The organism is Sphingomonas sp. PAMC26645, assembly GCF_004795835.1.
Lineage (GTDB): Bacteria > Pseudomonadota > Alphaproteobacteria > Sphingomonadales > Sphingomonadaceae > Sphingomonas.
In genome coordinates this window covers 1,500,243-1,522,571 of sequence record NZ_CP039249.1, presented here as the reverse complement: position 1 = coordinate 1,522,571, position 22,329 = coordinate 1,500,243, and the positions used below count along the sequence as shown (strand labels likewise).

The window sequence follows — 22,329 nt, the reverse complement described above, 5'->3', positions numbered from 1 at the left end:
GGGGAGGATCGATTCAATTCATCGCCACCAATCAGTGCAGCACCAGCCCACCCGGGCGCACGACGCCATCACGCAGCGCATGATCGTACAGCAACTCAGTCTCCAGCTTCACCTGATGCGACAACCGATCGAGCATCGACTCCGCCTGCACCCCGAACGCGGCCCAGTCCTTCGGCGAGATCGTCGGCAGCCAGCGACCGATAAAGGCCTTCCAGTCCGAACGGAGGATGTCGAGGTCCTCTTCCATCATCGCAATCGTGTCGGCCGAGCAATGCGCCTCCATCGCCACGACGGTGCGATCGATGATCTCGTCCTCGACGCCGAGGTGATCGGCAACTGTAACGGCAAGTTCGATCAGCTTGCGCGAGGCAAGCGCGCTCTGTGTGCTCGGCTGCCGCGCGAGCAGGACGAGGTCGGCGCACTGCCCCGCGATCTTCTCGTGATCGTCGATCAGCCGTGTCCAGTTCGCGCGATCCTGGTCGGATACTGTCCGCACTGCGATCCTGTCGTTCATGACGCCGCCTACTCCTTGCGAAGGCCACCCGGTGATACTGGAAATACGCGTTACATCGTGTCAGGGATGCAGATAGCGTTGGCCAGCACCTGGTATCTATAGTATTTCCGGCAGTGCGCCCGTGTCGAAACGACCGTTTGACGCGGGCCCCTTTGACATCGGGCCGTGCCACGCCTATATCCGCCTTTCACCACAGCATCCGGGAAATGACATGCCGTCGCGCAGCGTGTCGATCGTATTGGATACCGAGGTTTCATACGCTGAAAGCCGCCGCACCTGATGCGCGCGGCCTTTTTGCGTGAACGTGCGTCCCGCTCGGGGGTTCCCGAGCACGAATTTTCGGCTGACGAGGCAAAATAAACCTATGGCATCCAAGGCGATCGAACACGGCACTGCAAAGCGCCGTATCCGCAAGGTTTTCGGCAACATCCACGAAGTCGTGCAGATGCCGAACCTGATCGAAGTCCAGCGCGAGAGCTACGAGCAGTTCCTGCGCTCGGACAAGTCGATCGGCCACGTCTCGGGTCTCGAGAAGACGCTGCGCAGCGTGTTCCCGATCCAGGATTTCGCCGGCACCGCCTATCTCGATTTCGACGATTACGTCCTTGAGCCGCCGAAGTTCGACGTCGAGGAATGCCGCCAGCGCGGCATCACCTACGCTGCGCCGATGCGCGTCACGCTGCGCCTGACCGCGTTCGAGGTCGATCCCGATACCGAGGCCAAGTCGGTCATCGATATCAAGGAGCAGGACGTGTACATGGGCGACATGCCGCTCATGACCGAGAACGGCACGTTCTTCATCAACGGCACCGAGCGCGTCATCGTCAGCCAGATGCATCGTTCGCCGGGCGTGCTGTTCGATCACGATCGCGGCAAGACGCACGCATCGGGCAAGTACCTGTTCGCGGCGCGCGTGATCCCGTATCGCGGTTCGTGGCTCGATTTCGAGTTCGACGCGAAGGACATCGTCAACGTCCGCATCGATCGCAAGCGCAAGCTGCCGGTGACGGCGCTGCTCTACGCGCTCGGCATGACGTCGGAAGAGATCCTCAACTATTTCTACAACCGCGTGACGTTCGTCCGCGGCCAGGGTGGCTGGATCGTTCCGTTCCAGGTCGAGAACTGGCGTGGCCAGAAGCCGATGTTCGACATCGTCGATGCGAAGACCGGCGAAGTCGTGTTCCCGAACGGCCAGAAGATTTCCCCACGCGCTGCCAACAAGGCGTTCAAGGATGGTCTCACCGACCTGCTGATCCCGACTGAAGAAATCTTCGGTCGCTACAGCGCCTATGACCTGATCGACGAGTCGACCGGCCGCATTTACATCGAAGCCGGTGACGAAGTTACGTCCGAGAACCTCGAACTGCTCGACCAGGCAGGCATCGAGCGTCTCGACCTGCTCGACATCGATCACGTTGCAACGGGTCCGTGGATCCGCAACACGCTCAAGGTCGACAAGGCCGAGGAGCGTGAGCAGGCGCTGTCCGACATCTACCGCGTGATGCGCCCCGGCGAGCCGCCGACGCTGGAGACCGCCGAGGCGTTGTTCTCGGGTCTGTTCTTCGATCCGGATCGCTACGACCTGTCGGCCGTCGGCCGCGTGAAGCTCAACATGCGTCTCGACCTCGACGTCGAGGACACCGTGACGACGCTGCGCACCGAGGACATTCTCGAGGTCATCAAGACGCTCGTGAACCTCAAGGACGGCAAGGGCGAAATCGACGATATCGACAACCTCGGTAACCGTCGTGTCCGTTCGGTCGGCGAGCTGCTCGAGAACCAGTACCGCGTCGGCCTGCTCCGCATGGAGCGCGCCGTGAAGGAGCGTATGTCGTCGGTCGACGTGTCGACGGTCATGCCGAACGACCTGATCAACGCGAAGCCTGCGGTTGCCGCGGTCCGCGAATTCTTCGGCTCGTCGCAGCTGTCGCAGTTCATGGATCAGACCAACCCGCTGTCGGAAGTCACCCACAAGCGTCGCGTGTCGGCACTTGGACCAGGTGGTCTGACGCGTGAGCGCGCTGGCTTCGAAGTCCGCGACGTTCATCCGACGCATTACGGCCGCATCTGCCCGATCGAGACGCCGGAAGGCCCGAACATCGGTCTGATCAACTCGCTCGCAAGCTTCTCGCGGGTGAACAAGTACGGCTTCATCGAGACGCCATACCGCAAGGTCGTCGACCACAAGGTCACCGACGACGTCGTCTATCTGTCGGCGATGGAAGAGGCCAAGCACACGATCGCGCAGGCCAACGCCGAGCTCGACTCGTCGAACGGCTTCGTCGAGGAGCTGGTGTCGTCGCGTCAGGCTGGCGAATTCCTGATGGCGCTGCCCGACAACATCACGTTGATGGACGTCAGCCCCAAGCAGCTCGTCTCGGTCGCCGCATCGCTCATTCCGTTCCTGGAAAACGATGACGCCAACCGCGCGCTGATGGGCTCGAACATGCAGCGTCAGGCCGTGCCGCTCGTCCAGGCCGAGGCGCCGTTCGTCGGCACCGGCATGGAAGAGACGGTCGCGCGTGACTCTGGTGCTGCGATCTCGGCAAAGCGTGCGGGCATCGTCGACCAAGTCGACGCAGCGCGTATCGTGATCCGTGCAACCGGCGAGATCGATGCCGGCAAGTCGGGCGTCGATATCTACACGCTGATGAAGTTCCAGCGTTCGAACCAGTCGACCTGCATCAACCAGCGTCCGCTGGTGAAGGTGGGCGATGCGGTTCGTGCAGGCGACGTGCTCGCCGACGGTCCGTCGACCGAGTTCGGCGAGCTGGCGCTGGGTCGCAACAGCCTCGTCGCGTTCATGCCGTGGAATGGCTACAACTACGAGGATTCGATCCTGATCTCCGAGCGGATCGTGAAGGACGACGTGTTCACGTCGATCCATATCGACGAGTTCGAGGTGATGGCCCGCGATACGAAGCTTGGGCCTGAGGACATCACGCGCGACATCCCGAACGTCGGCGAGGAAGCGCTTCGCAACCTCGACGAAGCGGGCATCGTCTACATCGGTGCAGAGGTCGAGCCGGGCGATATTCTCGCCGGCAAGATCACGCCGAAGGGCGAATCGCCGATGACGCCGGAGGAGAAGCTTCTCCGTGCGATCTTCGGCGAGAAGGCCAGCGACGTGCGCGATACGTCGCTGCGCCTGCCGCCGGGCGTGTCGGGTACGGTCGTCGACGTTCGCGTCTTCAACCGTCACGGCATCGACAAGGACGAGCGCGCGATGGCGATCGAGCGCGAAGAGATCGAGCGCTTGAAGAAGGATTCGGACGACGAGCGTTCGATCCTGAACCGTGCGACCTGGTCGCGTCTTCGCGAGATGCTGCTCGACCAGACCGCCACCTCGGCGCCGAAGGGCGTCAAGAAGGGCGTCGTGATCGACATGGATCTGCTCGACAGCGTCGACCGCCACGAGTGGTGGAAGTTCGCGGTCGCCGACGACAAGATCCAGAGCGATCTGGAAGCGGTCAAGATCCAGTATGACGATGCGTCCAAGCTGATCACCGACAAGTTCCACGATCGTCGCGAGAAGCTGGAGCGTGGTGACGAGCTGTCGCCGGGCGTGCTGAAGATGGTCAAGGTGTTCGTCGCGGTGAAGCGCAAGCTGCAGCCGGGCGACAAGATGGCCGGCCGTCACGGCAACAAGGGCGTCATCAGCCGCATCCTGCCGGCGGAGGACATGCCGTTCCTCGCCGACGGTACGCCGGTCGATATCGTGCTCAACCCGCTGGGCGTGCCGTCGCGCATGAACGTCGGGCAGATCTTCGAGACGCATCTGGGCTGGGCCGCACGTGGCCTGGGTCAGTCGATCACCGCGGCTCTCGAGACGTGGCGTGAAGAGAATCCGGACGCCAAGCCGGGTGCGATGCCCGAGGCGGTCCGTGATCGTCTCAAGACGGTGTACGGCGAGCAGTATCACGCCGAGATCGACGCCCGCACGGGTGACGAGATCGTCGAGCTGGCTAAGAACCTGAAGGGCGGCGTGCCGATGGCGACGCCGGTGTTCGATGGTGCCCGCGAAGCCGATGTGTCGGCGATGCTGGCGCTGGCGGGCCTCGACACGTCGGGGCAGTCGGACCTGTTCGACGGCCGCACCGGCGATCAGTTCGATCGCAAGGTGACGGTGGGCTACATCTACATGCTGAAGCTCCACCATCTGGTCGACGACAAGATCCACGCACGGTCGATCGGGCCGTACTCGCTGGTCACGCAGCAGCCGCTGGGTGGTAAGGCGCAGTTCGGTGGGCAGCGCTTTGGCGAGATGGAGGTCTGGGCGCTCCAGGCCTACGGCGCGGCGTACACCTTGCAGGAAATGCTGACGGTAAAGTCCGATGACGTTGTCGGCCGCACCAAGGTCTACGAGGCGATCGTCAAGGGCGACGACACGTTCGAGGCCGGCATCCCGGAGAGCTTCAACGTGCTCGTCAAGGAAATGCGCTCGCTCGGCCTGAATGTGGACCTGAAGCAGTCGGAGCCCGGCTTCGACAGCGACGGCATCCAGATCGCGGCGGAGTAGTTCCTTTGCCCTCCCCTCCCGCTTGCGGGAGGGGACCGAGGGGTGGGCTCCCGGCCGGCAGCGAAGCGCGACGTCGATGCCGGGCGCCCACCCCCTCCCAGCCTGAAGAGGCTGGGCCCCTCCCCCTCCCGCAAGCGGTAGGGGGGAAGATTTTTCCTAAGGACAGCTCATGAACGAGATGACCCCCTTCGCCAATCCGGTCGCCAAGACCGAGACGTTCGACCAGATCCAGATCGGCATCGCGTCCCCGGACAAGATCCGTTCGTGGTCGTTCGGCGAGATCAAGAAGCCCGAGACCATCAACTACCGCACGTTCAAGCCCGAGCGTGACGGTCTGTTCTGCGCGCGCATCTTCGGTCCGATCAAGGACTATGAGTGCCTGTGCGGCAAGTACAAGCGCATGAAGTACAAGGGCATCGTCTGCGAGAAGTGCGGCGTCGAGGTCACCGTCTCGAAGGTCCGCCGCGAGCGGATGGGCCATATCGAGCTCGCCGCCCCGGTCGCGCACATCTGGTTCCTGAAGTCGCTGCCGTCGCGCATCGGCCTGCTGCTCGACATGCAGCTGAAGCAGCTCGAGCGCGTGCTGTACTTCGAGGCGTACATCGTCATCGAGCCGGGCCTGACCCCGCTCGAGAAGTACCAGTTGATGACCGAGGACGAGCTCCTCGACGCGCAGGACCAGTATGGCGAGGACGCGTTCTCGGCCGGTATCGGTGCCGAAGCGGTCCGCATCATGCTCGAATCGCTCGACCTCGTCGGTGAGCGTACCGCGCTGCTCGAAGAGCTCGCGGTCACCAAGTCCGAGCTGAAGCCCAAGAAGATCATCAAGCGCCTGAAGGTCGTCGAGAGCTTCATCGATTCGGGCAACCGCCCCGAGTGGATGATCCTCGAGGTCGTTCCGGTCATCCCGCCCGAGCTGCGCCCGCTGGTGCCGCTGGACGGTGGTCGTTTCGCGACGTCGGATCTGAACGATCTGTACCGCCGCGTGATCAACCGCAACAACCGCCTGAAGCGCCTGATGGAGCTCCGCGCGCCGGACATCATCGTCCGCAACGAGAAGCGCATGCTCCAGGAGGCCGTCGACGCATTGTTCGACAATGGTCGCCGCGGTCGCACGATCACGGGCGCGAACAAGCGTCCGCTGAAGTCGCTGTCCGACATGCTCAAGGGCAAGCAGGGCCGCTTCCGTCAGAATCTGCTCGGCAAGCGCGTCGACTATTCGGGTCGTTCGGTCATCGTGACCGGGCCTGAGCTGAAGCTGCACCAGTGCGGCCTGCCGAAGAAGATGGCGCTCGAGCTGTTCAAGCCGTTCATCTACGCACGTCTCGATGCGAAGGGTCTGTCGATGACCCTGAAGCAGGCGAAGAAGTGGGTCGAGAAGGAGCGCAAGGAAGTCTGGGACATCCTGGACGAGGTGATCCGCGAGCATCCGGTCATGCTGAACCGTGCGCCGACGCTTCACCGTCTCGGCATCCAGGCGTTCGAGCCGGTTCTGATCGAGGGCAAGGCGATCCAGCTTCACCCGCTGGTCTGCTCCGCGTTCAACGCCGATTTCGACGGCGATCAGATGGCCGTGCACGTCCCGCTGAGCCTCGAGGCCCAGCTCGAAGCGCGCGTCCTGATGATGTCGACGAACAACATCCTGTCGCCCGCCAACGGCAAGCCGATCATCGTTCCGTCGCAGGATATGGTCCTCGGTCTCTATTATCTGTCGATGATGAAGGAGAACGAGCCGGGCCAGGGGATGCTGCTCGGTGACATGGCCGAAGTGCATCAGGCGCTGAACGCCCAGGCGGTCACGCTGCACACCAAGGTCATCAGCCGCGTTCCGCAGACCGACGAGAAGGGCAAGCAGTACCTCAAGCGGTACGAGACGACCCCGGGCCGCATGCTGCTGGGCGAGTGCCTGCCGCATAGCCACAAGGTGCCGTTCGACACCGTCAACCGCCTCCTCACCAAGAAGGACGTGGGCGACGTGATCGACGAGGTCTATCGTCACACCGGCCAGAAGGAGACCGTGCTGTTCGCCGACGCGATCATGTCGCTCGGCTTCCGCCACGCGTTTCGCGCCGGCATCTCGTTCGGCAAGGACGACATGATCATTCCGGACGCCAAGGTTGGTCTGGTCGACGACACCAAGGCGCTCGTGAAGGACTTCGAGCAGCAGTATCAGGACGGTCTGATCACGCAGCAGGAGAAGTACAACAAGGTGATCGACGCCTGGAGCCGTTGCGGCGACCAGGTCGCGAACGCCATGATGGACGAGATCCGTGCGGTGAAGGTCGACGAGGAGACCGGCCGTGAAAAGCCGATCAACTCGATCTACATGATGGCCCATTCGGGTGCTCGTGGTTCGCAGGCGCAGATCAAGCAGCTTGCCGGTATGCGTGGCCTGATGGCCAAGCCGTCGGGCGAGATCATCGAGACGCCGATCATCTCGAACTTCAAGGAAGGCCTGACCGTCCTCGAGTACTTCAACTCGACCCACGGCGCTCGCAAGGGCCTCGCGGATACGGCGTTGAAGACGGCGAACTCGGGTTACCTGACGCGTCGTCTGGTCGACGTGTCGCAGGACTGCGTCATCATCGAACCGGATTGCGGCACGACCCGCGCGCTGGAGATGAAGGCCATTCTTCAGGGTGGTTCGACCATCGCATCGCTCGGCGAGCGCATCCTCGGTCGTACGACCGCGGAGGACATCGTCGATCCGAAGACCGGCAAGGTCGTCATCCCGTCGGGCACGCTGCTCGACGAGCCGATGATCACGACGATCGAAGGCCTGGGTACGCAGTCGTGCAAGATCCGCAGCCCGCTGGTCTGCGAGTCGAAGATCGGCGTCTGCGGCAAGTGCTACGGGCGCGATCTCGCCCGCGGTACGCCGGTCAACATCGGTGAAGCTGTCGGCGTCATCGCCGCGCAGTCGATCGGTGAGCCGGGCACGCAGCTGACGATGCGTACGTTCCACATCGGTGGTGCGGCGCAGCTCAACGAAACGTCGAACCTTGAGGCGCATGCCGACGGTACGGTGCAGTTCCGCGATCTGCGTATCATCGTCGACCAGCGTGGCCGTCGCGTGGTGCTCAGCCGCTCGGGCGAAATCGCGATCGTCGACATGGACGGCCGCGAGCTCTCGGTCGATCGTATCCCCTACGGTGCGTATGTGCTGTTCGACGATGGTCACATCGTGTCGCGCGGCGATCGGATGGCCGAGTGGGATCCGTTCACCATGCCGGTGATCACGGAGAACCCGGGCACGATCAAGTATGTCGACCTGATCGAGGGCAAGACGCTCACCGAGCAGACCGACGAAGCCACGGGCATCGCGCAGCGCGTCGTGATCGAATATCGTGCGGCGACCAAGTCGAAGGAGGATCTGCGTCCGCGCATGACCCTGCTCGACGAGACGTCGGGCGAGACCGGTCGTTACATGCTGGCGATCGGCGCGACGTTGTCGGTCGAGGACGGCGCACAGGTGTTCGGCGGCGACGTCGTGGCCCGCGTCAGCCGCGAAAGCGCCAAGACGCGCGACATCACCGGTGGTCTGCCGCGTGTCGCCGAGCTGTTCGAGGCACGCATCCCCAAGGACTCGGCGATCATCGCCAAGATCTCGGGCCGCGTGGTGTTCGGCAAGGACTACAAGGCGAAGCGCAAGATCGGCATCCAGCCTGAGGATGGCGGCGACGTCGTCGAGTATCTGGTGCCGAAGTCGAAGGTGATCGACGTCCAGGAAGGCGATTACGTCAAGCGCGGCGATAACCTGATCGGCGGCTCGCCCGATCCGCACGACATCCTCGAGACGATGGGCATCGAACCCCTCGCCGAGTATCTCGTGTCGGAAATCCAGGAGGTCTATCGTCTCCAGGGCGTGAAGATCAACGACAAGCACATCGAGACGATCGTTCGTCAGATGCTGCAGAAGGTCGAGATCACCGACGGCGGCGACACCACGCTGCTGAAGGGCGAGCAGGTCGATCGCGAGGAAATGGACGCGACCAACGAGAAGCTCGAGAAGAAGCAGACCCGCGCACAGGGCAAGCCCATCCTGCTCGGCATCACCAAGGCGTCGCTGCAGACCCGCAGCTTCATCTCGGCGGCGTCGTTCCAAGAGACCACCCGCGTCCTCACCGAGGCAGCGGTCCAGGGTAAGCAGGACATGCTGATGGGCCTGAAGGAGAACGTGATCGTCGGCCGGCTCATCCCGGCAGGCACCGGTGCAGGCCTCAACCGCCTGCGTGTCGTGGCCAACAGCCGCGACGCCGCGATGCGCGTCCAGCAGCGCAAGATGGCGGAGGTGTCGATCGTGGCACCGATGTCGGCTGCCGACGAGCATGCTGCCGAGTTGGCACGTTCGCCGCGCGATGCAGGCGGCACGGGTGAGGATCCGCTCGCAGCGGTCGTCACCTCGGGCACCGGCACCGACGCGGATGCCGGCGAGTATCTGAACGAGACCGAGTAATCGGTTTCGTCAGACGCCTTCGGCGCTGACTAAGGGAAAGGCCGCCGTCGGGGACACCGGGCGGCGGCCTTTTTCGTTTTGGGGCGCAGATGCAGAGAAGGACCGATCGACCTTCAGGACTTTTGAAGAGCTTCAGTCCAGAATTTCCCGGTCGGTTTGATGGGTTCGGAGGGTACAGCTGTAAGGCAAGCTGTTTCCCCGCGAAGGCGGGGATCCAGACTGGGCTCCCGCCTTCGCGGGAGAACAAGAAGGTGCCGCCGTCGAACTGCGGGGCGGCTCTTACTCGAGAGGGATACCGACGCGGTCCGGCGTTCACCTCCGCAAGACAAAGTCTTTTGGTTTTGCGCCACCGTGGGTGCCGGAACTTGTTCGGCATGACGGGGAAATATGATCTTGCGGTTCGAACTGACCGTAGATCGGCCCTACCCCCAGCGCATCTGGCTTCATGCCCCGCGCCACGGCACCGGCAATTCCCCGCAACAAAGGAGTCGCATTCCCGCTGTACGGCTGCGGCGGGTGCCGTGGAAATTCGCGACCGGGAAGGACAACACAGAGCCGATGCGAAAGATCGTCCTCGCCACGATCGGCTCGCTCGGCGACCTGCATCCCTTCATCGCGATCGGCCTTGCGCTGAAGGCCAGAGGGTTCACGGTCGTGCTGGCGGTTCCTGCCGATCACGTCGCCAAGGTCCAAGCCGCGGGCCTCACCGGCGTAGCCATCGTCGGTGGCTTCGACGCGCTGACCGAGACGTTGGGCATGCCGCCCGACCAGGTCGCAAAGCGGATCATGTCGGATCAGACTTATCTGATGAACCGCATCCTGATGCCGTGGCTGGCCGACAGCACGACGGCGCTGGACGACGCGATGGAGGGGGCAGTCGCGATGGTCGCCTCGCTGTTCGTGTTCGCCGCGCCGATCGTTGCGGAGACGCGCCGCGTGCCGCTGGTCAACGTCCTGCTCCAGCCGATGGCGACCTTCTCCGCCCATGCGCCACCCCGCACGCCCGACTTCGCGATGATGGCCCACGCACCGACCGGACCGATCGGTCGCGCCTGGAACCGGTCCGTGTACCGGGTCATGCGCGGCGTCCTGCGACATCGGTATGGACGCCCCGTCGATGCGGTTCGCAAGACACGCGGCCTGCCGCCGTCACGCCAGGCGTTGCTGCTCGAGACGCCTGCGAGCGCAGACCTGACCTTGTGCTGCTATTCGCCGGCCATCGCGCCGCGCCAGCCTGATCTGCCGGACATCGCGCGCGTTACCGGCTTTGCGATATTCGACAGCGATACGGGCGCCCCCGAAACGCTCGATCCCGCACTCGAGGCGTTTCTCGCTGCCGGCCCATCGCCGCTGGTCTTCACGCTGGGATCCTTCGCGACGTTTGCGCCGGGCGACTTCTACGCCACTGCAGCCTTGACCGCGCGAACGCTCGGGCTGCGCGCGGTACTACTGACCGGTAGCGACGATCAGGCAGCAGCGAGCGAACACGTCCATGTCTGCCGCTATGCGCCGCACTCAATGCTGTTCCCGCTAGCCTGCGCGATCATCCATCATGGCGGCGCGGGCTCCACCGGCCAGGCGCTACGGGCAGGCAAGCCGCAACTCGTCGTCCCGCATATGGGCGATCAATACGACAACGGGCACCGCATCCAATCGATCGGGGTCGGCAAGACGCTGTCGTCGAAGCACTTCACGATCGCGCGTGCTGGTGCCGCGATCACCGCCATCCTGACCGACCGGATGCGCGAGAAGGCCGCGCAGGTCGGCGCGCAGGTTGCGCTGGAGAACGGTGCAGAGGCCGCCGCGGACGCGATCGCGGCGCTCGTCGATGAGCGCGGCTGACTTCGTCGACAGTTCTCAGTGACCATGGTGACAAAAAGATCATCGACGCCGGGCGTTGCCGTCGCGCCTTGCCGCGGCTAGGCGGACTGCCGATGCGGTCGGCGTACCATCCTTCGTCGATCGAGACGCGCGGTTCGACCCGTCGGCGAAGCGGCGCGTTCGTGCTGACCGTCATCGCGCATGTCCTGATCCTGCTACTGCTGTTGCGACTGGCGCCCTCGGTTACCTCGAAGCCCGAGGAACGCCGCGAGCCGGTCACCTTCCAGATCGCCCCGGATCAGACTGCGCCTACTCCTCAGAAGCGGACGCCCTCACCGACCAAAGCAAAGCGTGCGAGCGGCGGTTCGCCGCAGCGCGCCGCACCCAGAGTCCCGTCCGCGCAGGCGCCGCCTGCCCCGCCGACATCGCCGCCACCGCTGCCGATCAAGATGCTCGGCGGGATGGAAATGTTCGAAGCTGCGGATATCTCGAAGATGCCGTCGCACCCCGACGACCAGCTTGCGGGCGGTGACGGTGGCAGCGGTTCGGGCAAGGGCAAGGATAGCGGTGCGGCCTATGGCCCCGGCGAAGGCCCGGGTGGCGAGCGGCTCTACAAGGTCGAATGGTATCGCCGGCCGACCGATGCGGAGCTCAACGGCTATTTGAAGAGCCCGCCACCGCCGAACAGCTGGGCGAAGATCGCCTGCCGCATGATCGCGAACTACCAAGTCGAGAATTGCCGGGCGCTCAGCGAGTCGCCGGTTGGTTCGGGGCTGGCGCGCGCGATGCGACAAGCCGCTTGGCAGTTCCGCGTCCGTCCCCCGCGCGTCGGCGGGAAGCAGATCCTCGGCGGTTGGGTCGAGATCGATATTGAGTTCAATTCCGGCAGAGCGCCGGACTAGGCAAGCTCCTGATCCTCCCCCGCAAGGGGGAGGTGGCACCGAGAAGGTGACGGAGGGGGAGGACCCGGAACAGCGGTCGGCGCTTACCTCCCCCTCCGTCTGGCAAGCGCCAGCCACCTCCCCCTTGGGGGGAGGATAAGAGCCTCAGTCATATCTCACTCGTGATCGAGTGCTTAGCCTCAGGCGACAACGTCCGTGCAAGCGTCTCGAACTGCCCGCCCTCGACGCGGATTTCGTTGAACGCCGGGGGACTGCCGCGCGTGCGCTTCGATAGCGTGCCCGCACCGATCATTCGGATGATCCGCCCTGCCCGCTCGACCGGCACGTCGAAGGGATCGTGGACGTGCCCCGACAACACGGCATGCGCGCCAGCCTCGGCCAACGCCGTCAGCGCCTCGTTGCCATTCCGCGTCTTGGCCGTCCCCGTCGTCCCCCCCTCGATCAGAGGGTGATGCGCACCAATGAGGATAAGGTTACCCTTCGGCGCATTCGCAATCATCGCCAGCGCGCGCTTGAGCGAGCCGGAACTCACGCGCCCCTTAGACCAGTTCCATCGCCATTGCGCCCGCGCCGTCGTCTTCAACGGCACGACGGTGACGCCCGGAAGCTCCAACGGCTTTTCGATCATCTGCTCGACCGCCGCATAACGCTGGTAAGGCGCGAACAGCCGGCGGAACGGATCCCAGTAATAGGGGATGTCGTGATTGCCGACTTCCAGCGTCACTGGCACGCCCAACGAGCGCAACCAGTCGCCCCCCTGCTGGAACTCGTCCTTCGTCGCGCGCATCGTCAGGTCGCCGGTCATGATGACCGCGTCCGGCTTCTCCTCGGCAACGCGTTCGGAGAACCAGGCGATCGCCGCCGGGTCCTCCGCGCCGAAATGCACGTCGCTGACGTGGAACAGCTTCAATCCGGCGCCCCCCATCATCATGTCAGGCGAGTTCGGACAGCTTGGCGGGTTCGTGCATCGGGCAACCGTTGAACTTGCCGCGGAAGTCCGCCGACTGCTTGTACGTATCCTTGCGCGTGCGGTTCACCCCGCCGAGTGGCTGATGCGCGGTGATGCCGTGCCAGATGCTGTACGACAGCGCGTCGTCGGTATGATCGGTGACACCCTGCTCCCAAGACAGCTGCGCCGGCACTTCGAGCGTCGCGACCGTCACGAACGGGCTCTCCACCTCGTCCCAGACCACCGAAGCGTCCTCAATCGGCATCTTTTCGACATCGGTGTTCAGCTGTACGCGGAACTCCCATTTGCCGCCATGCTCGACCAGCTCCTCGCGAACGACTTCGCGCAAAGCATCCGGGCGTGCGGTAATGTCGACCAGATCGCCGGTCAGTCGCGTCAGTTCGGGCGATACCGGGAATAGCGCCACCTTCGCGATGTAATCGCCGAAGCGGAACGGCGTCTGCGAATAATAGGTCTCGCCGAGCGGGTGGACGGGCTTGGCACCGCCGAGCGTGGTCAGCGTCGCCGACTGGCCGCCGACCGCCTCGAGCGCGGACTCGACGACGCGGAAGGTGGCGGACATCGCCTTTTTCACACCTTCGAAGCGGTCGGTGGTCTTCGCGAGCAGCTTCAGGTTCTTGGCGAAGGCCTTTGGGTCGGACGCCGAGAAGGCCGGACCATTGACCATGATGAAGTCCTGCGTCGTGTCGCCTTCCGAGCCTGGCAAGCGCGCACCGTCGACATCGAGGATCTTCAGCGCGAGACCACGCGGCAGGCTGATGCTGTCGTCGAGGATATCGCCGGCGTTGGTCGAGATGCGGATGATCGCCTCGTGGCGGCCGGGCGTCGCGAAGATCCCCTGTGCGAGTTCGTGCGGAAGGTTGTCGGCAATCGTGAAGGTGCCGCGCGCGATACCATGCGCCTTGGCATGGACCGAGCGGACGGCATGGCCATAGTCCTGCGACGTCGTCTCCAGGATCTCCTGGAACGAGTCCTTCATGCCTTGCAGAGTCTCCTGCTCGTCGGGAGCGATCGTTTCGACGGACGGGTCGAAACGGACGGGCTGGTTGCTGGGCATTGGGTATCTCCGGTTAGTGCCTAGCCGTAACCCGTTGAGTCGGCAGACGTTCCGGTTCGTTGCCGCGAGCGGCCGTTGCAAAGCATGCGTCCGCGGTCGATGAGAGCGCGCGAAGGAGCCATCATGCAGATTCCCACGATCACCGCGCCGACCGTCGCCATCGCCGGTACGTCCGACCGCTTCCCCGTCCGCCGGATCTTCTGCGTCGGCCAGAACTATGCCGATCATGCGCGCGAAATGGGCTCCGACCCCGACCGGCAGGAGCCGTTCTTCTTCTCCAAGCCTGCCGACGCGGTCGTCGCCAACGGCAGAGCGATCCCCTTTCCGCCACAGACCGAAGACCTGCACCACGAAGTCGAGTTGGTGATCGCGCTCGTTAAGGGCGGCAAGGATATCGCGGTCGAGGATGCCGCTGCGGTGATCTTCGGTGCGGGCGTCGGCATCGATCTCACGCGGCGCGATCTCCAGGCGGCGGCGAAGAAGGCCGGCCGGCCGTGGGACATGGCGAAGGGCTTCGATCGCTCCGCCCCCGTTGGCGCGCTCACGCCGGGCGTGCCCGCCACCAAGGGCAGCATCGCGCTCGCAATCGACGGCGAGACACGCCAGTCCGGCGACCTCTCGATGATGATCTGGAGCGTGCCCGAGATCATCGCGACGCTGTCGACCTCCGTCGAGCTGGCCCCTGGCGATTTGATCTTCACCGGCACCCCCGCCGGCGTCGGCCCGATCCGACGCGGACAGACCGTGCACGCCACGATCGACGGTTTCGAAACGCTTATGGTGACATTCGCCGACTGATCGTCCACGCTGCCGCCAATACCGATAATAAGCGGGGGTTGGATGACGAACACGATCGACACAGGGGCCACCGGGTTCTTGAGCAGGGCGCGAACCGTCGCCGCGCCAGGCTTCAACCGCTGGCTCGTGCCCCCCTGCGCGCTCGCTATCCACCTGTGCATCGGCATGGCGTACGGGTTCAGCGTGTTCTGGTTGCCGCTGTCGCGCGCGATCGGGATCACCGATCCGGTTGCCTGCCCCAACCTCTCGCTGCTCGGCGCGCTGACCACCACGACCTGCGACTGGCGGGTCAGCGACCTGGTCTGGACGTACACACTGTTCTTCGTCGTGCTCGGCGCCGCCGCCGCGATTTGGGGCGGCTGGCTCGAGCGCGCAGGCCCGCGGAAAGCCGGCGTCGTCGCGGCGTTCTGCTGGTGCGGCGGCATGGGCATTGCCGCGATCGGCATCGCGACGCATCAGCTCTGGCTGATCTGGCTCGGGTCGGGCGTCATCGGCGGAATCGGGCTTGGGCTCGGCTACATCTCGCCTGTCTCGACGCTGATCAAATGGTTTCCCGATCGGCGCGGCATGGCGACCGGGATGGCGATCATGGGCTTTGGCGGCGGCGCGATGATCGGCGGACCGCTCGCCGACTTGCTCATGAAGCATTTCGCCAGTCCCAATGGCGTCGGCGTGTGGCAGACGTTCCTGGTACTAGCGAGCGTCTATTTCGTGTTCATGATGGCCGGCGCGATCGGTTACCGCGTGCCCGCCGAGGGTTGGGCACCGGCGGGCTGGACCGCGCCGACCAGCGCCAAGGCGTCGATCAGCCGCTTCAACGTCGCGCTGTCGGACGCGCACCGCACGCCGCAATTCTGGCTGGTGTGGCTGGTGCTGTTCTTCAACGTCTCCGCCTCGATCGGGATCATCGGCATCGCCTCGCCGATGTTGCAGGAGCTGTTCGGCGGACGGCTGATCGATGCGCCTACCGTGCTGTTCACCGCGTTCGATGACGACCAGAAGAAGGCGGCCGCAGCGGTCGGCGCAGGGTTCGTTGGTGCGATCAGCCTGTTCAACATCGGCGGGCGGTTCTTCTGGGCGTGGCTGTCCGATCGGATCGGCCGCAAGCCGCTGTTCGCGACGATCCTCGCGGCAGGCGCCGTGCTCTACGGGTTCGCGGCACCGGCACTGGCGGGCACCACCCTGGGCCTGTTCATCCTGGTCTTCTGCATCCTCGCGTCGATGTACGGCGGTGGTTTCGCGACCGCGCCGGCGTATCTCGCCGACCTGTTCGGGACCAAGTATGTCGGCGCGATCCACGGGCGGTTGCTGACCGCCTGGTCGACCGCGGGCGTGGTCGGGCCGTTGCTCGTCGCCAACATGCGTGACCGCGCGATCGCGGCGGGTGTACCCCGCAGCGATATCTATCCGCCGATTTTCCTTGTGCTGGCGGCGATGCTGGTTGCGGGGTTCGTCGCGAACCTGTTCGTCCGGCCGGTCGCAGCGAAGTTCCACATGGCGGCGGATGACCGGCCGATCACGGTCGACACGATCGCTGGCGGTACGGCGGCGGCGGCAACCGGCACCTCGCCGATCGTCGTCTTCGCATGGCTCGCGGTCGGGTTGCCGATCCTCTGGGGGATCTACATGACGCTGTCGAAGGCGTTGATCCTGCTCAAATAGCACGCAACCTATCCGCGCCGGCATGGGTTGCTCCTGCTCAATCGACACAGGAGCACCCCATGGCCGACCGGCTCACGATGCAGGATCCGCGCACGCAATATCCGCAGCCCCCCTTCCCGCAGCAGCCGCAGGAAGCGCCGGGGATCGCGTCGAAGATGGATCCGAAACCCGATCATGGCGAGACCAGCTACAAGGGTTCGGGCAAGCTCGCGGGGCGCAAAGCGCTCATCACCGGCGGCGACAGCGGTATCGGCCGTGCCGCGGCGATCGCCTATGCCCGCGAAGGTGCCGACGTCGCGATCGTCTATCTCCCCGCCGAAGAGGCCGATGCGAAGGAAGTCGTCGCACTGATCGAGGCGGAGGGCCGCAAGGCCCTCGCGCTGCCGGGCGACGTGAAGGACGAGTCGTTCTGTCGTACGGCCGTGCAGCAGACGGTGGATGCGTTCGGCGGCCTCGACGTGCTGGTCGTCAACGCCGGGCGCCAGCAGACGCGGCCGACCGTCGCCGACATCTCGACCGACGATTTTGACCAGACGATGAAGACCAACGTCTATGCTTTGCACTGGTTCGTGCAGGCGGCCGTCCCGCATCTTCCCGTCGGTGCGGCAGTGGTCACGACGGCGTCGGTGCAGGGCTATGATCCGTCGGACAATCTGCTCGACTATGCGACCACCAAGGCGGCGATCGTCGCGTACACCAAGGGTCTCGCCAAGCAGCTGATCGAGAAGGGCATCCGCGCCAACGTCGTCGCGCCGGGCCCGTTCTGGACGGTGCTTCAGCCCAGCGGTGGCCAGCCTCAGGAAACGCTCGAGACGTTCGGATCGAAGAGCCATTTCGGCCGTCCCGGCCAGCCGGTGGAGATCGCCCCGGTGTACGTGCTGCTCGCCTCGCAGGAGGGCAGCTACATCACGGGTGAAGTCTACGGCGTCACCGGCGGCGCAGGGGTGGCTTAACCTTTAATCCTCCCCCGCCAGGGGGAGGTGGCACCGAAGGTGACGGAGGGGGAGGAACGCGCAACCACTGTAACCCTAACCTCCCCCTCCGTCTGGCAATCGCCAGCCACCTCCCCCTGGCGGGGGAGGATCAGCTGGTAAGCCCCTAGCCCCAACGCCGCTATTGCACATCGTTATCAAATCTGTACCTGTGCGCTGGTGACCGCCCGGCAGATCATACCCCTCGTCAAGACCACTCCCCGCGCATGACTCGCGGTACGATCAAGACCTGGTATCTCGTCCACAAATGGACGAGCCTGATCTGCACTGCATTCCTGCTGATGCTGTGCGTGACCGGCCTGCCGCTGATCTTCGACGAGGAGATCGACGGCTGGCTCGACCCGCCCGCGCCCATGGCAACGCTGCCGGCAAGCACGCCGTCGCTGTCGCTCGATGCCATTCTCGGCCGCGCTGCAAAGGCCGCCCCCGGCGAAATTCCTCTCTACATCAGCTTCGACGACGAACGCCCGATCGTCTACGTCACGACCGGCCCAACGCCCGATGCCGCCCCCGCAGCGATGCACTTCCTCGCCTTCGAAGCGCGCACGGGCACGAAGATGCCGCCCTATGTCCCCGGCGTAATGGCGTTCATCCTGAAGCTGCATACCGACATGTTCCTCGGCTTCTGGGCGGAGATCTTCCTCGGCGTGATGGGCCTGCTCTTCTTCGCGGCGATCGTCTCCGGCGTGGTGCTCTACGCACCGTTCATGGCCAAGCTCGACTTCGGCACATTACGTCGCGGACGCAGCAAGCGTCTCGGCTGGCTCGATCGCCACAACCTGCTCGGCATCGTCACGCTCGCCTGGGCGAGCGTCGTCGGCGTGACGGGCACGATCAACACGTTCGTCGTGCCGATCACCGGCATCTGGAAAGCGAACGGCCTCGCCGAGATCATCGCCAGCGAAGCGCGCACGCCACTGCCGGCCCAGCGCGCCTCGGTACAGGCCGCGCTCGACGCCGTGCTGCGCAAGGCGCCCGACATGAAGCCGCAGTTCATCGCCTTTCCTGGCGTCGTCTTCAGCAGCCACCATCACTACGCCGTCTTCCTAAAGGGCGCGACGCCGCTGACGTCTAAGATGTTGCTGCCCGGCTTCGTCGATGCCGCGACCGGACGGCTCGACGCGGTCGTGCCGATGCCGTGGTACATGCAGGCGATGCTGCTCGCACAGCCGCTGCATTTCGGGAATTACGGCGGCCTCGCGATGAAGATCGTCTGGGCGCTCTTCGACATTTTAACGATCATCGTGCTCGGCAGCGGGCTGTATCTTTGGCTGCGTCGTCGCGGCGGTCCGAGCGACCAGCGCGTCCGCGAAGTCGTGATGGCGGGAGAAATCGCATGACTCACAAAACCAACGGCCAGATCTTCGCGTTGCCAATCCTGCTTGGCGTGTCGACCGTCGCGGGGCTCGGCGCGGGGTTGATCGGTGACGGCGTCTGGGATGTCGGCGCAGGCCTGCTGCTCGCGCTGCCGCTGGTCGTGACCGGCCGCTACTGGGTCCGCCCGCCCGAACCCGCACAGCGCCGCCAACAACTCCGGACCGCACCGATACGGCGATAACGCGGAGCCGGCATGATACCGGCTCCGCACTAGTATTGTGATCGTCAGGCGGACGGCATCAGGTCGCCGGCGTACCCTAGCGGGCCGGCGCGGTCGTCGGAACCCCGATCGGAGGAGCAACAGGTGCGGGAGCGACTGCACCGTTAGCCATTGGCGGCGGCGGGGGTGCCATACCCGCCGGCGGCGGCGGAGGAGCACCCGGACCGCCGGGAGCATTCGGACCGCCCGGTCCACCAGGGCCGTCGCGACCCGGACCGTCGCGGCCGGGGCCACCAGGACCATGCGGACCACGCGGCGGGCCTCCGACCGGGCCGAGCGCCGTCACCTTGCCACCGGGCGCGACCAAGAACGAGGCGTGGACGAAGCCATCCTCGAACCGGCCCTGGATCGTCACGGGCTGACCGGCCGCGACTAGGTTGCTGCCATCGCCTTCCCGACCGAGATCGACCAGCGCGCGACCGGTGCGGTCGGCCATCACGAACTTGTTGCCGTAGGTCTCCGCGACGGTGCCGCGGATCGTGACGATGCCGTCGGACTGGAGCGAACGGATCGCGGTTGGCGTGACGGGCGCCATCGTCACGCTCGGACGGGTCGCGGCGACGGTGACGGCACCGGCTGCACCACCGACCACCAGCAAACCGGCCGCAGCGAGTGCCAAGCGGTTGCGGCGGAGATTGAAGCGCTTGTTCGGCTCGATATGGGAATGTTCGGTCATTCGTCGTTCCTCTCATTGGTTGACGAATCACCGTCTAAGCGCACGCTGCCGACGCCCGCTGAACCAAGCCGTTCAGTTTCCGTTGTGGTCATCGACATAGGGACACACGCATGCGGGTATTATTGGTCGAGGACGATGCGGCGATCGCCGACGGGCTGGCGCGAGCGTTGCGCGCGGAGCATTTCGCGGTCGACGTCGCGACCAACGGCGAGGATGGCGGCCATCTGGGTGCAACCGAACTGTACGACGCGGCGGTGCTCGACCTTGGCCTGCCCAAGCGCGATGGACTATCGGTCTTGCGCGACTGGCGCGCGGCGGGACGCGACCTGCCCGTCCTGATCCTCACCGCGCGCGACGGGTGGTCGGAAAAGGTCGAGGGGTTCAAAGCCGGAGCCGACGATTATGTCGTGAAGCCGTTCCGTGTCGAGGAGGTCGTGATGCGGCTGCGCGCGCTGGTTCGCCGCGCGGCCGGCCATGCGGCGGCGCGAGTCACGTGCGGGCCGCTGACGTTCGACGCGCAACTCGGTACGTTCGAGTTGAACGGCTTGCCGCTGAAACTCACCGCGTTCGAATGGCGCGTACTCTCCGCCCTGATGCTCCGCCGCGAAGTCGTCATCGAGCGCGCCGACCTGATCGAGCGCGTTTACGAGGGCGATGCGGATGTCGACTCGAACTCGATCGAGGTTATTATCGGCCGGCTGCGGCGAAAGATCGGTGCGCAGATGATCGAGACGGTGCGGGGCCGCGGGTATCGGCTGACGGCGGATGGGTCGTGATGACCGGACAAACCATTCGCCACAACAAAGACACCACCCCGGCGAAGGCCGGGGCCCAATTGGGGATGAATAGTAATGGCGCGTCGTCCATCATAATCGAAACCTCTCCAATTGGGCCCCGGCCTTCGCCGGGGTGGTATGTGACGGGCGGTTCACTCTACACCAGCGCGCGAAGCCGGCGATGACCCGCCTCCGCCTCATCCCCCGCTCGCTCTTCGGCCGCATGCTCGCGATCGCCGCGTTCTCGACTGGAATCGCGCTCTTGTTCGCGGGCGTCACGATCGGCCACGTCCTCGAACGCTTCGTCACCCGCGGACTCGACGAGCGCCTCGACGCGCAGGTCGCGGTGCTCGCGCGCGCGGTCCGCCCCGATGCTACGCTTGATCGCACCCGAGCGATCGACCTGCCCGAGTTTGGCGAACCCGGCTCCGACTGGTCCTGGCACATCGATGGTCCCGCTGGGCGCGTCGACAGCGGGGCGACGCCGACCGCCACCACCTTCCCGCCAGCCTCGATCGCTCCCCCGCCGCCGCCGCAACTAGCCGTAGCGCGCGATGACGAACGCTCGCGTCCCCCCGGCCCCGGTGGCCCCAACGATCACCAACTCCACCCCGGCGAGTCCCGCGACCGCAGTGGCGAACGCCTCCACTCGCGCATCATGGACGTCGCCACCCCGCGCGGCACGGTGACGATCACCGCGATCGGCCCCCGCCGGATTGTCGAGGAGCCCTGGCGCGAGGCTATGATCCCCCTGCTCGGCTCGCTCGCCCTGCTCGGCGCCGGACTCGCACTCGCGACCCTCGTACAACTCCGCTTCGGCCTGCGTCCCCTCCGCGATCTCCGCACCGCGCTTTCCGCGGTCCGCGCCGGCACGGAACGCCACGTCCCCGCGGACCAGCCCGGCGAACTGCAACCGCTCGTCACCGAACTCAACGCACTGATCGACCAGAACGCGGCCGGGCTCGCGCACGCCCGCCAACACGTCGCCAACCTAGCCCACGGGCTGAAGACCCCCCTCGCCGCGCTCTCGCTCAAGCTAGCCGAAGCGAACGCCGACGCAGACGTCCGCGACATGGTCGACCAGATCGATCGGCGAGTCCGCCATCACCTCGGTCGCGCTCGCGTGGATGCGACCGGCGGCGCGCGCACCCGGACGCCGATCGCCCCCGCCGTTGCCGATCTCGTCGGGGTGTTGAGTCGCATCCATGCCGATCGCCCGATGACGGTCGACATCACAATCGCCGACGAGCTTGCCGTCGCAATCGACCCGCAGGATCTCGACGAGATGATCGGCAACCTCCTCGACAACGCTTGGCGTCACGCGCGCGCCGCGCTTTCGATCACTGCGAACCCGATCGACGGCACGGTCACGCTGGAGATCGCCGACGACGGCCAAGGTCTCGACGACACGGCCATGGCACAAGCCGTCCTGCCCGGCCGTCGTCTAGACGAACGCGGCGACGGTCACGGGTTCGGACTGTCGATCACGCGCGAACTCGCCGAACTAAATGGGGGCACGGTGACGCTCGACCGTTCCCCCGTCCTCGGCGGCTTGTTAGTCCGCCTGACGCTACCTCAGCGCCGCTGAC

General features: G+C 65.1%; 15 protein-coding genes. 11 read left to right on the top strand and 4 right to left on the bottom strand.

Annotated features, from left to right (window positions below; all coding sequences use genetic code 11):
• Positions 1–31 precede the first annotated feature (31 nt).
• Positions 32–514 (bottom strand): hemerythrin domain-containing protein, encoded by a 483-nt coding sequence (locus E5673_RS07130; protein WP_136189444.1) that lies wholly within the window; start codon positions 512–514, stop codon positions 32–34.
• A 364-nt stretch (positions 515–878) separates the two neighbouring features.
• Between E5673_RS07130 and rpoB the strand changes: the two genes are divergently transcribed.
• The 4 genes from rpoB to E5673_RS07110 all read left to right on the top strand — a co-directional run bounded on the left by rpoB (position 879) and on the right by E5673_RS07110 (position 12,212).
• Positions 879–5,033, top strand: a complete 4,155-nt coding sequence (gene rpoB / locus E5673_RS07125; RefSeq protein ID WP_136189443.1) for a DNA-directed RNA polymerase subunit beta — start codon at positions 879–881, stop codon at positions 5,031–5,033.
• Positions 5,034–5,202: 169 nt separating this feature from the next.
• A complete protein-coding gene (gene rpoC, locus E5673_RS07120) occupies positions 5,203–9,489 on the top strand; it encodes a DNA-directed RNA polymerase subunit beta' (RefSeq protein ID WP_056060318.1) in 4,287 nt (1,428 codons plus the stop codon).
• 558 nt (positions 9,490–10,047) lie between these two features.
• Positions 10,048–11,331, top strand: a complete 1,284-nt coding sequence (locus E5673_RS07115; RefSeq protein ID WP_136189442.1) for a glycosyltransferase — start codon at positions 10,048–10,050, stop codon at positions 11,329–11,331.
• Between the two features lie 92 nt (positions 11,332–11,423).
• The gene (locus E5673_RS07110) at positions 11,424–12,212 is read left to right on the top strand and encodes a hypothetical protein (protein WP_136189441.1); all 789 of its coding nucleotides are present in this window, start codon (positions 11,424–11,426) and stop codon (positions 12,210–12,212) included.
• A 148-nt stretch (positions 12,213–12,360) separates the two neighbouring features.
• Here E5673_RS07110 and E5673_RS07105 read toward each other — a convergent pair whose 3' ends face one another.
• A complete protein-coding gene (locus E5673_RS07105; RefSeq protein ID WP_247599617.1) occupies positions 12,361–13,143 on the bottom strand; it encodes a metallophosphoesterase in 783 nt (260 codons plus the stop codon).
• 1 nt (position 13,144) lies between these two features.
• Positions 13,145–14,239, bottom strand: a complete 1,095-nt coding sequence (locus E5673_RS07100; RefSeq protein WP_136189440.1) for a catalase family protein — start codon at positions 14,237–14,239, stop codon at positions 13,145–13,147.
• A 123-nt stretch (positions 14,240–14,362) separates the two neighbouring features.
• Between E5673_RS07100 and E5673_RS07095 the strand changes: the two genes are divergently transcribed.
• The 5 genes from E5673_RS07095 (at position 14,363) to E5673_RS07075 (ending at position 19,249) form a co-directional block, all read left to right on the top strand.
• Positions 14,363–15,037, top strand: a complete 675-nt coding sequence (locus E5673_RS07095) for a fumarylacetoacetate hydrolase family protein (protein ID WP_210731818.1) — start codon at positions 14,363–14,365, stop codon at positions 15,035–15,037.
• 42 nt (positions 15,038–15,079) lie between these two features.
• On the top strand, positions 15,080–16,699 hold the full coding sequence (locus tag E5673_RS07090; RefSeq protein WP_136189438.1) for an OFA family MFS transporter: 1,620 nt from the start codon (positions 15,080–15,082) through the stop codon (positions 16,697–16,699).
• 59 nt (positions 16,700–16,758) lie between these two features.
• Complete coding sequence (locus E5673_RS07085) at positions 16,759–17,652, top strand: SDR family oxidoreductase (RefSeq protein ID WP_136189437.1); 894 nt, start codon at positions 16,759–16,761, stop codon at positions 17,650–17,652.
• Positions 17,653–17,897: 245 nt separating this feature from the next.
• The gene (locus tag E5673_RS07080; protein WP_136189436.1) at positions 17,898–19,031 is read left to right on the top strand and encodes a PepSY domain-containing protein; all 1,134 of its coding nucleotides are present in this window, start codon (positions 17,898–17,900) and stop codon (positions 19,029–19,031) included.
• On the top strand, positions 19,028–19,249 hold the full coding sequence (locus E5673_RS07075; RefSeq protein ID WP_136189435.1) for a hypothetical protein: 222 nt from the start codon (positions 19,028–19,030) through the stop codon (positions 19,247–19,249). Before E5673_RS07080 ends, E5673_RS07075 begins: the two co-directional genes overlap by 4 nt.
• 76 nt (positions 19,250–19,325) lie before the next feature.
• On the opposite strand, the gene E5673_RS07070 is transcribed toward E5673_RS07075, so the two are convergent.
• Positions 19,326–19,964, bottom strand: coding sequence for a hypothetical protein (locus tag E5673_RS07070; RefSeq protein ID WP_210731817.1), 639 nt, complete (start codon positions 19,962–19,964; stop codon positions 19,326–19,328).
• Between the two features lie 110 nt (positions 19,965–20,074).
• Between E5673_RS07070 and E5673_RS07065 the strand changes: the two genes are divergently transcribed.
• Entirely contained in the window at positions 20,075–20,740 is a 666-nt protein-coding gene (locus E5673_RS07065; RefSeq protein ID WP_136189434.1) for a response regulator transcription factor, read from the top strand.
• A gap of 181 nt (positions 20,741–20,921) precedes the next feature.
• On the top strand, positions 20,922–22,328 hold the full coding sequence (locus tag E5673_RS07060; protein ID WP_136189433.1) for a HAMP domain-containing sensor histidine kinase: 1,407 nt from the start codon (positions 20,922–20,924) through the stop codon (positions 22,326–22,328).
• Position 22,329 lies beyond the last annotated feature (1 nt).

What these genes read in the sequence shown, in the direction of transcription:
- E5673_RS07090 (WP_136189438.1), top strand. Translation starts at nt 15,080, where the DNA reads ATGACGAACACGATCGACACAGGGGCCACCGGGTTCTTGAGCAGGGCG.
- E5673_RS07060 (WP_136189433.1), top strand. Translation starts at nt 20,922, where the DNA reads ATGACCCGCCTCCGCCTCATCCCCCGCTCGCTCTTCGGCCGCATGCTC.
- E5673_RS07075 (WP_136189435.1), top strand. Translation starts at nt 19,028, where the DNA reads ATGACTCACAAAACCAACGGCCAGATCTTCGCGTTGCCAATCCTGCTT.
- rpoB (WP_136189443.1), top strand. Translation starts at nt 879, where the DNA reads ATGGCATCCAAGGCGATCGAACACGGCACTGCAAAGCGCCGTATCCGC.
- E5673_RS07110 (WP_136189441.1), top strand. Translation starts at nt 11,424, where the DNA reads ATGCGGTCGGCGTACCATCCTTCGTCGATCGAGACGCGCGGTTCGACC.
- E5673_RS07085 (WP_136189437.1), top strand. Translation starts at nt 16,759, where the DNA reads ATGGCCGACCGGCTCACGATGCAGGATCCGCGCACGCAATATCCGCAG.
- E5673_RS07105 (WP_247599617.1), bottom strand. Translation starts at nt 13,143, where the DNA reads ATGATGATGGGGGGCGCCGGATTGAAGCTGTTCCACGTCAGCGACGTG.
- rpoC (WP_056060318.1), top strand. Translation starts at nt 5,203, where the DNA reads ATGAACGAGATGACCCCCTTCGCCAATCCGGTCGCCAAGACCGAGACG.
- E5673_RS07065 (WP_136189434.1), top strand. Translation starts at nt 20,075, where the DNA reads ATGCGGGTATTATTGGTCGAGGACGATGCGGCGATCGCCGACGGGCTG.
- E5673_RS07080 (WP_136189436.1), top strand. Translation starts at nt 17,898, where the DNA reads ATGACTCGCGGTACGATCAAGACCTGGTATCTCGTCCACAAATGGACG.
- E5673_RS07100 (WP_136189440.1), bottom strand. Translation starts at nt 14,239, where the DNA reads ATGCCCAGCAACCAGCCCGTCCGTTTCGACCCGTCCGTCGAAACGATC.
- E5673_RS07095 (WP_210731818.1), top strand. Translation starts at nt 14,363, where the DNA reads ATGCAGATTCCCACGATCACCGCGCCGACCGTCGCCATCGCCGGTACG.
- E5673_RS07115 (WP_136189442.1), top strand. Translation starts at nt 10,048, where the DNA reads ATGCGAAAGATCGTCCTCGCCACGATCGGCTCGCTCGGCGACCTGCAT.
- E5673_RS07130 (WP_136189444.1), bottom strand. Translation starts at nt 514, where the DNA reads ATGAACGACAGGATCGCAGTGCGGACAGTATCCGACCAGGATCGCGCG.
- E5673_RS07070 (WP_210731817.1), bottom strand. Translation starts at nt 19,964, where the DNA reads ATGACCGAACATTCCCATATCGAGCCGAACAAGCGCTTCAATCTCCGC.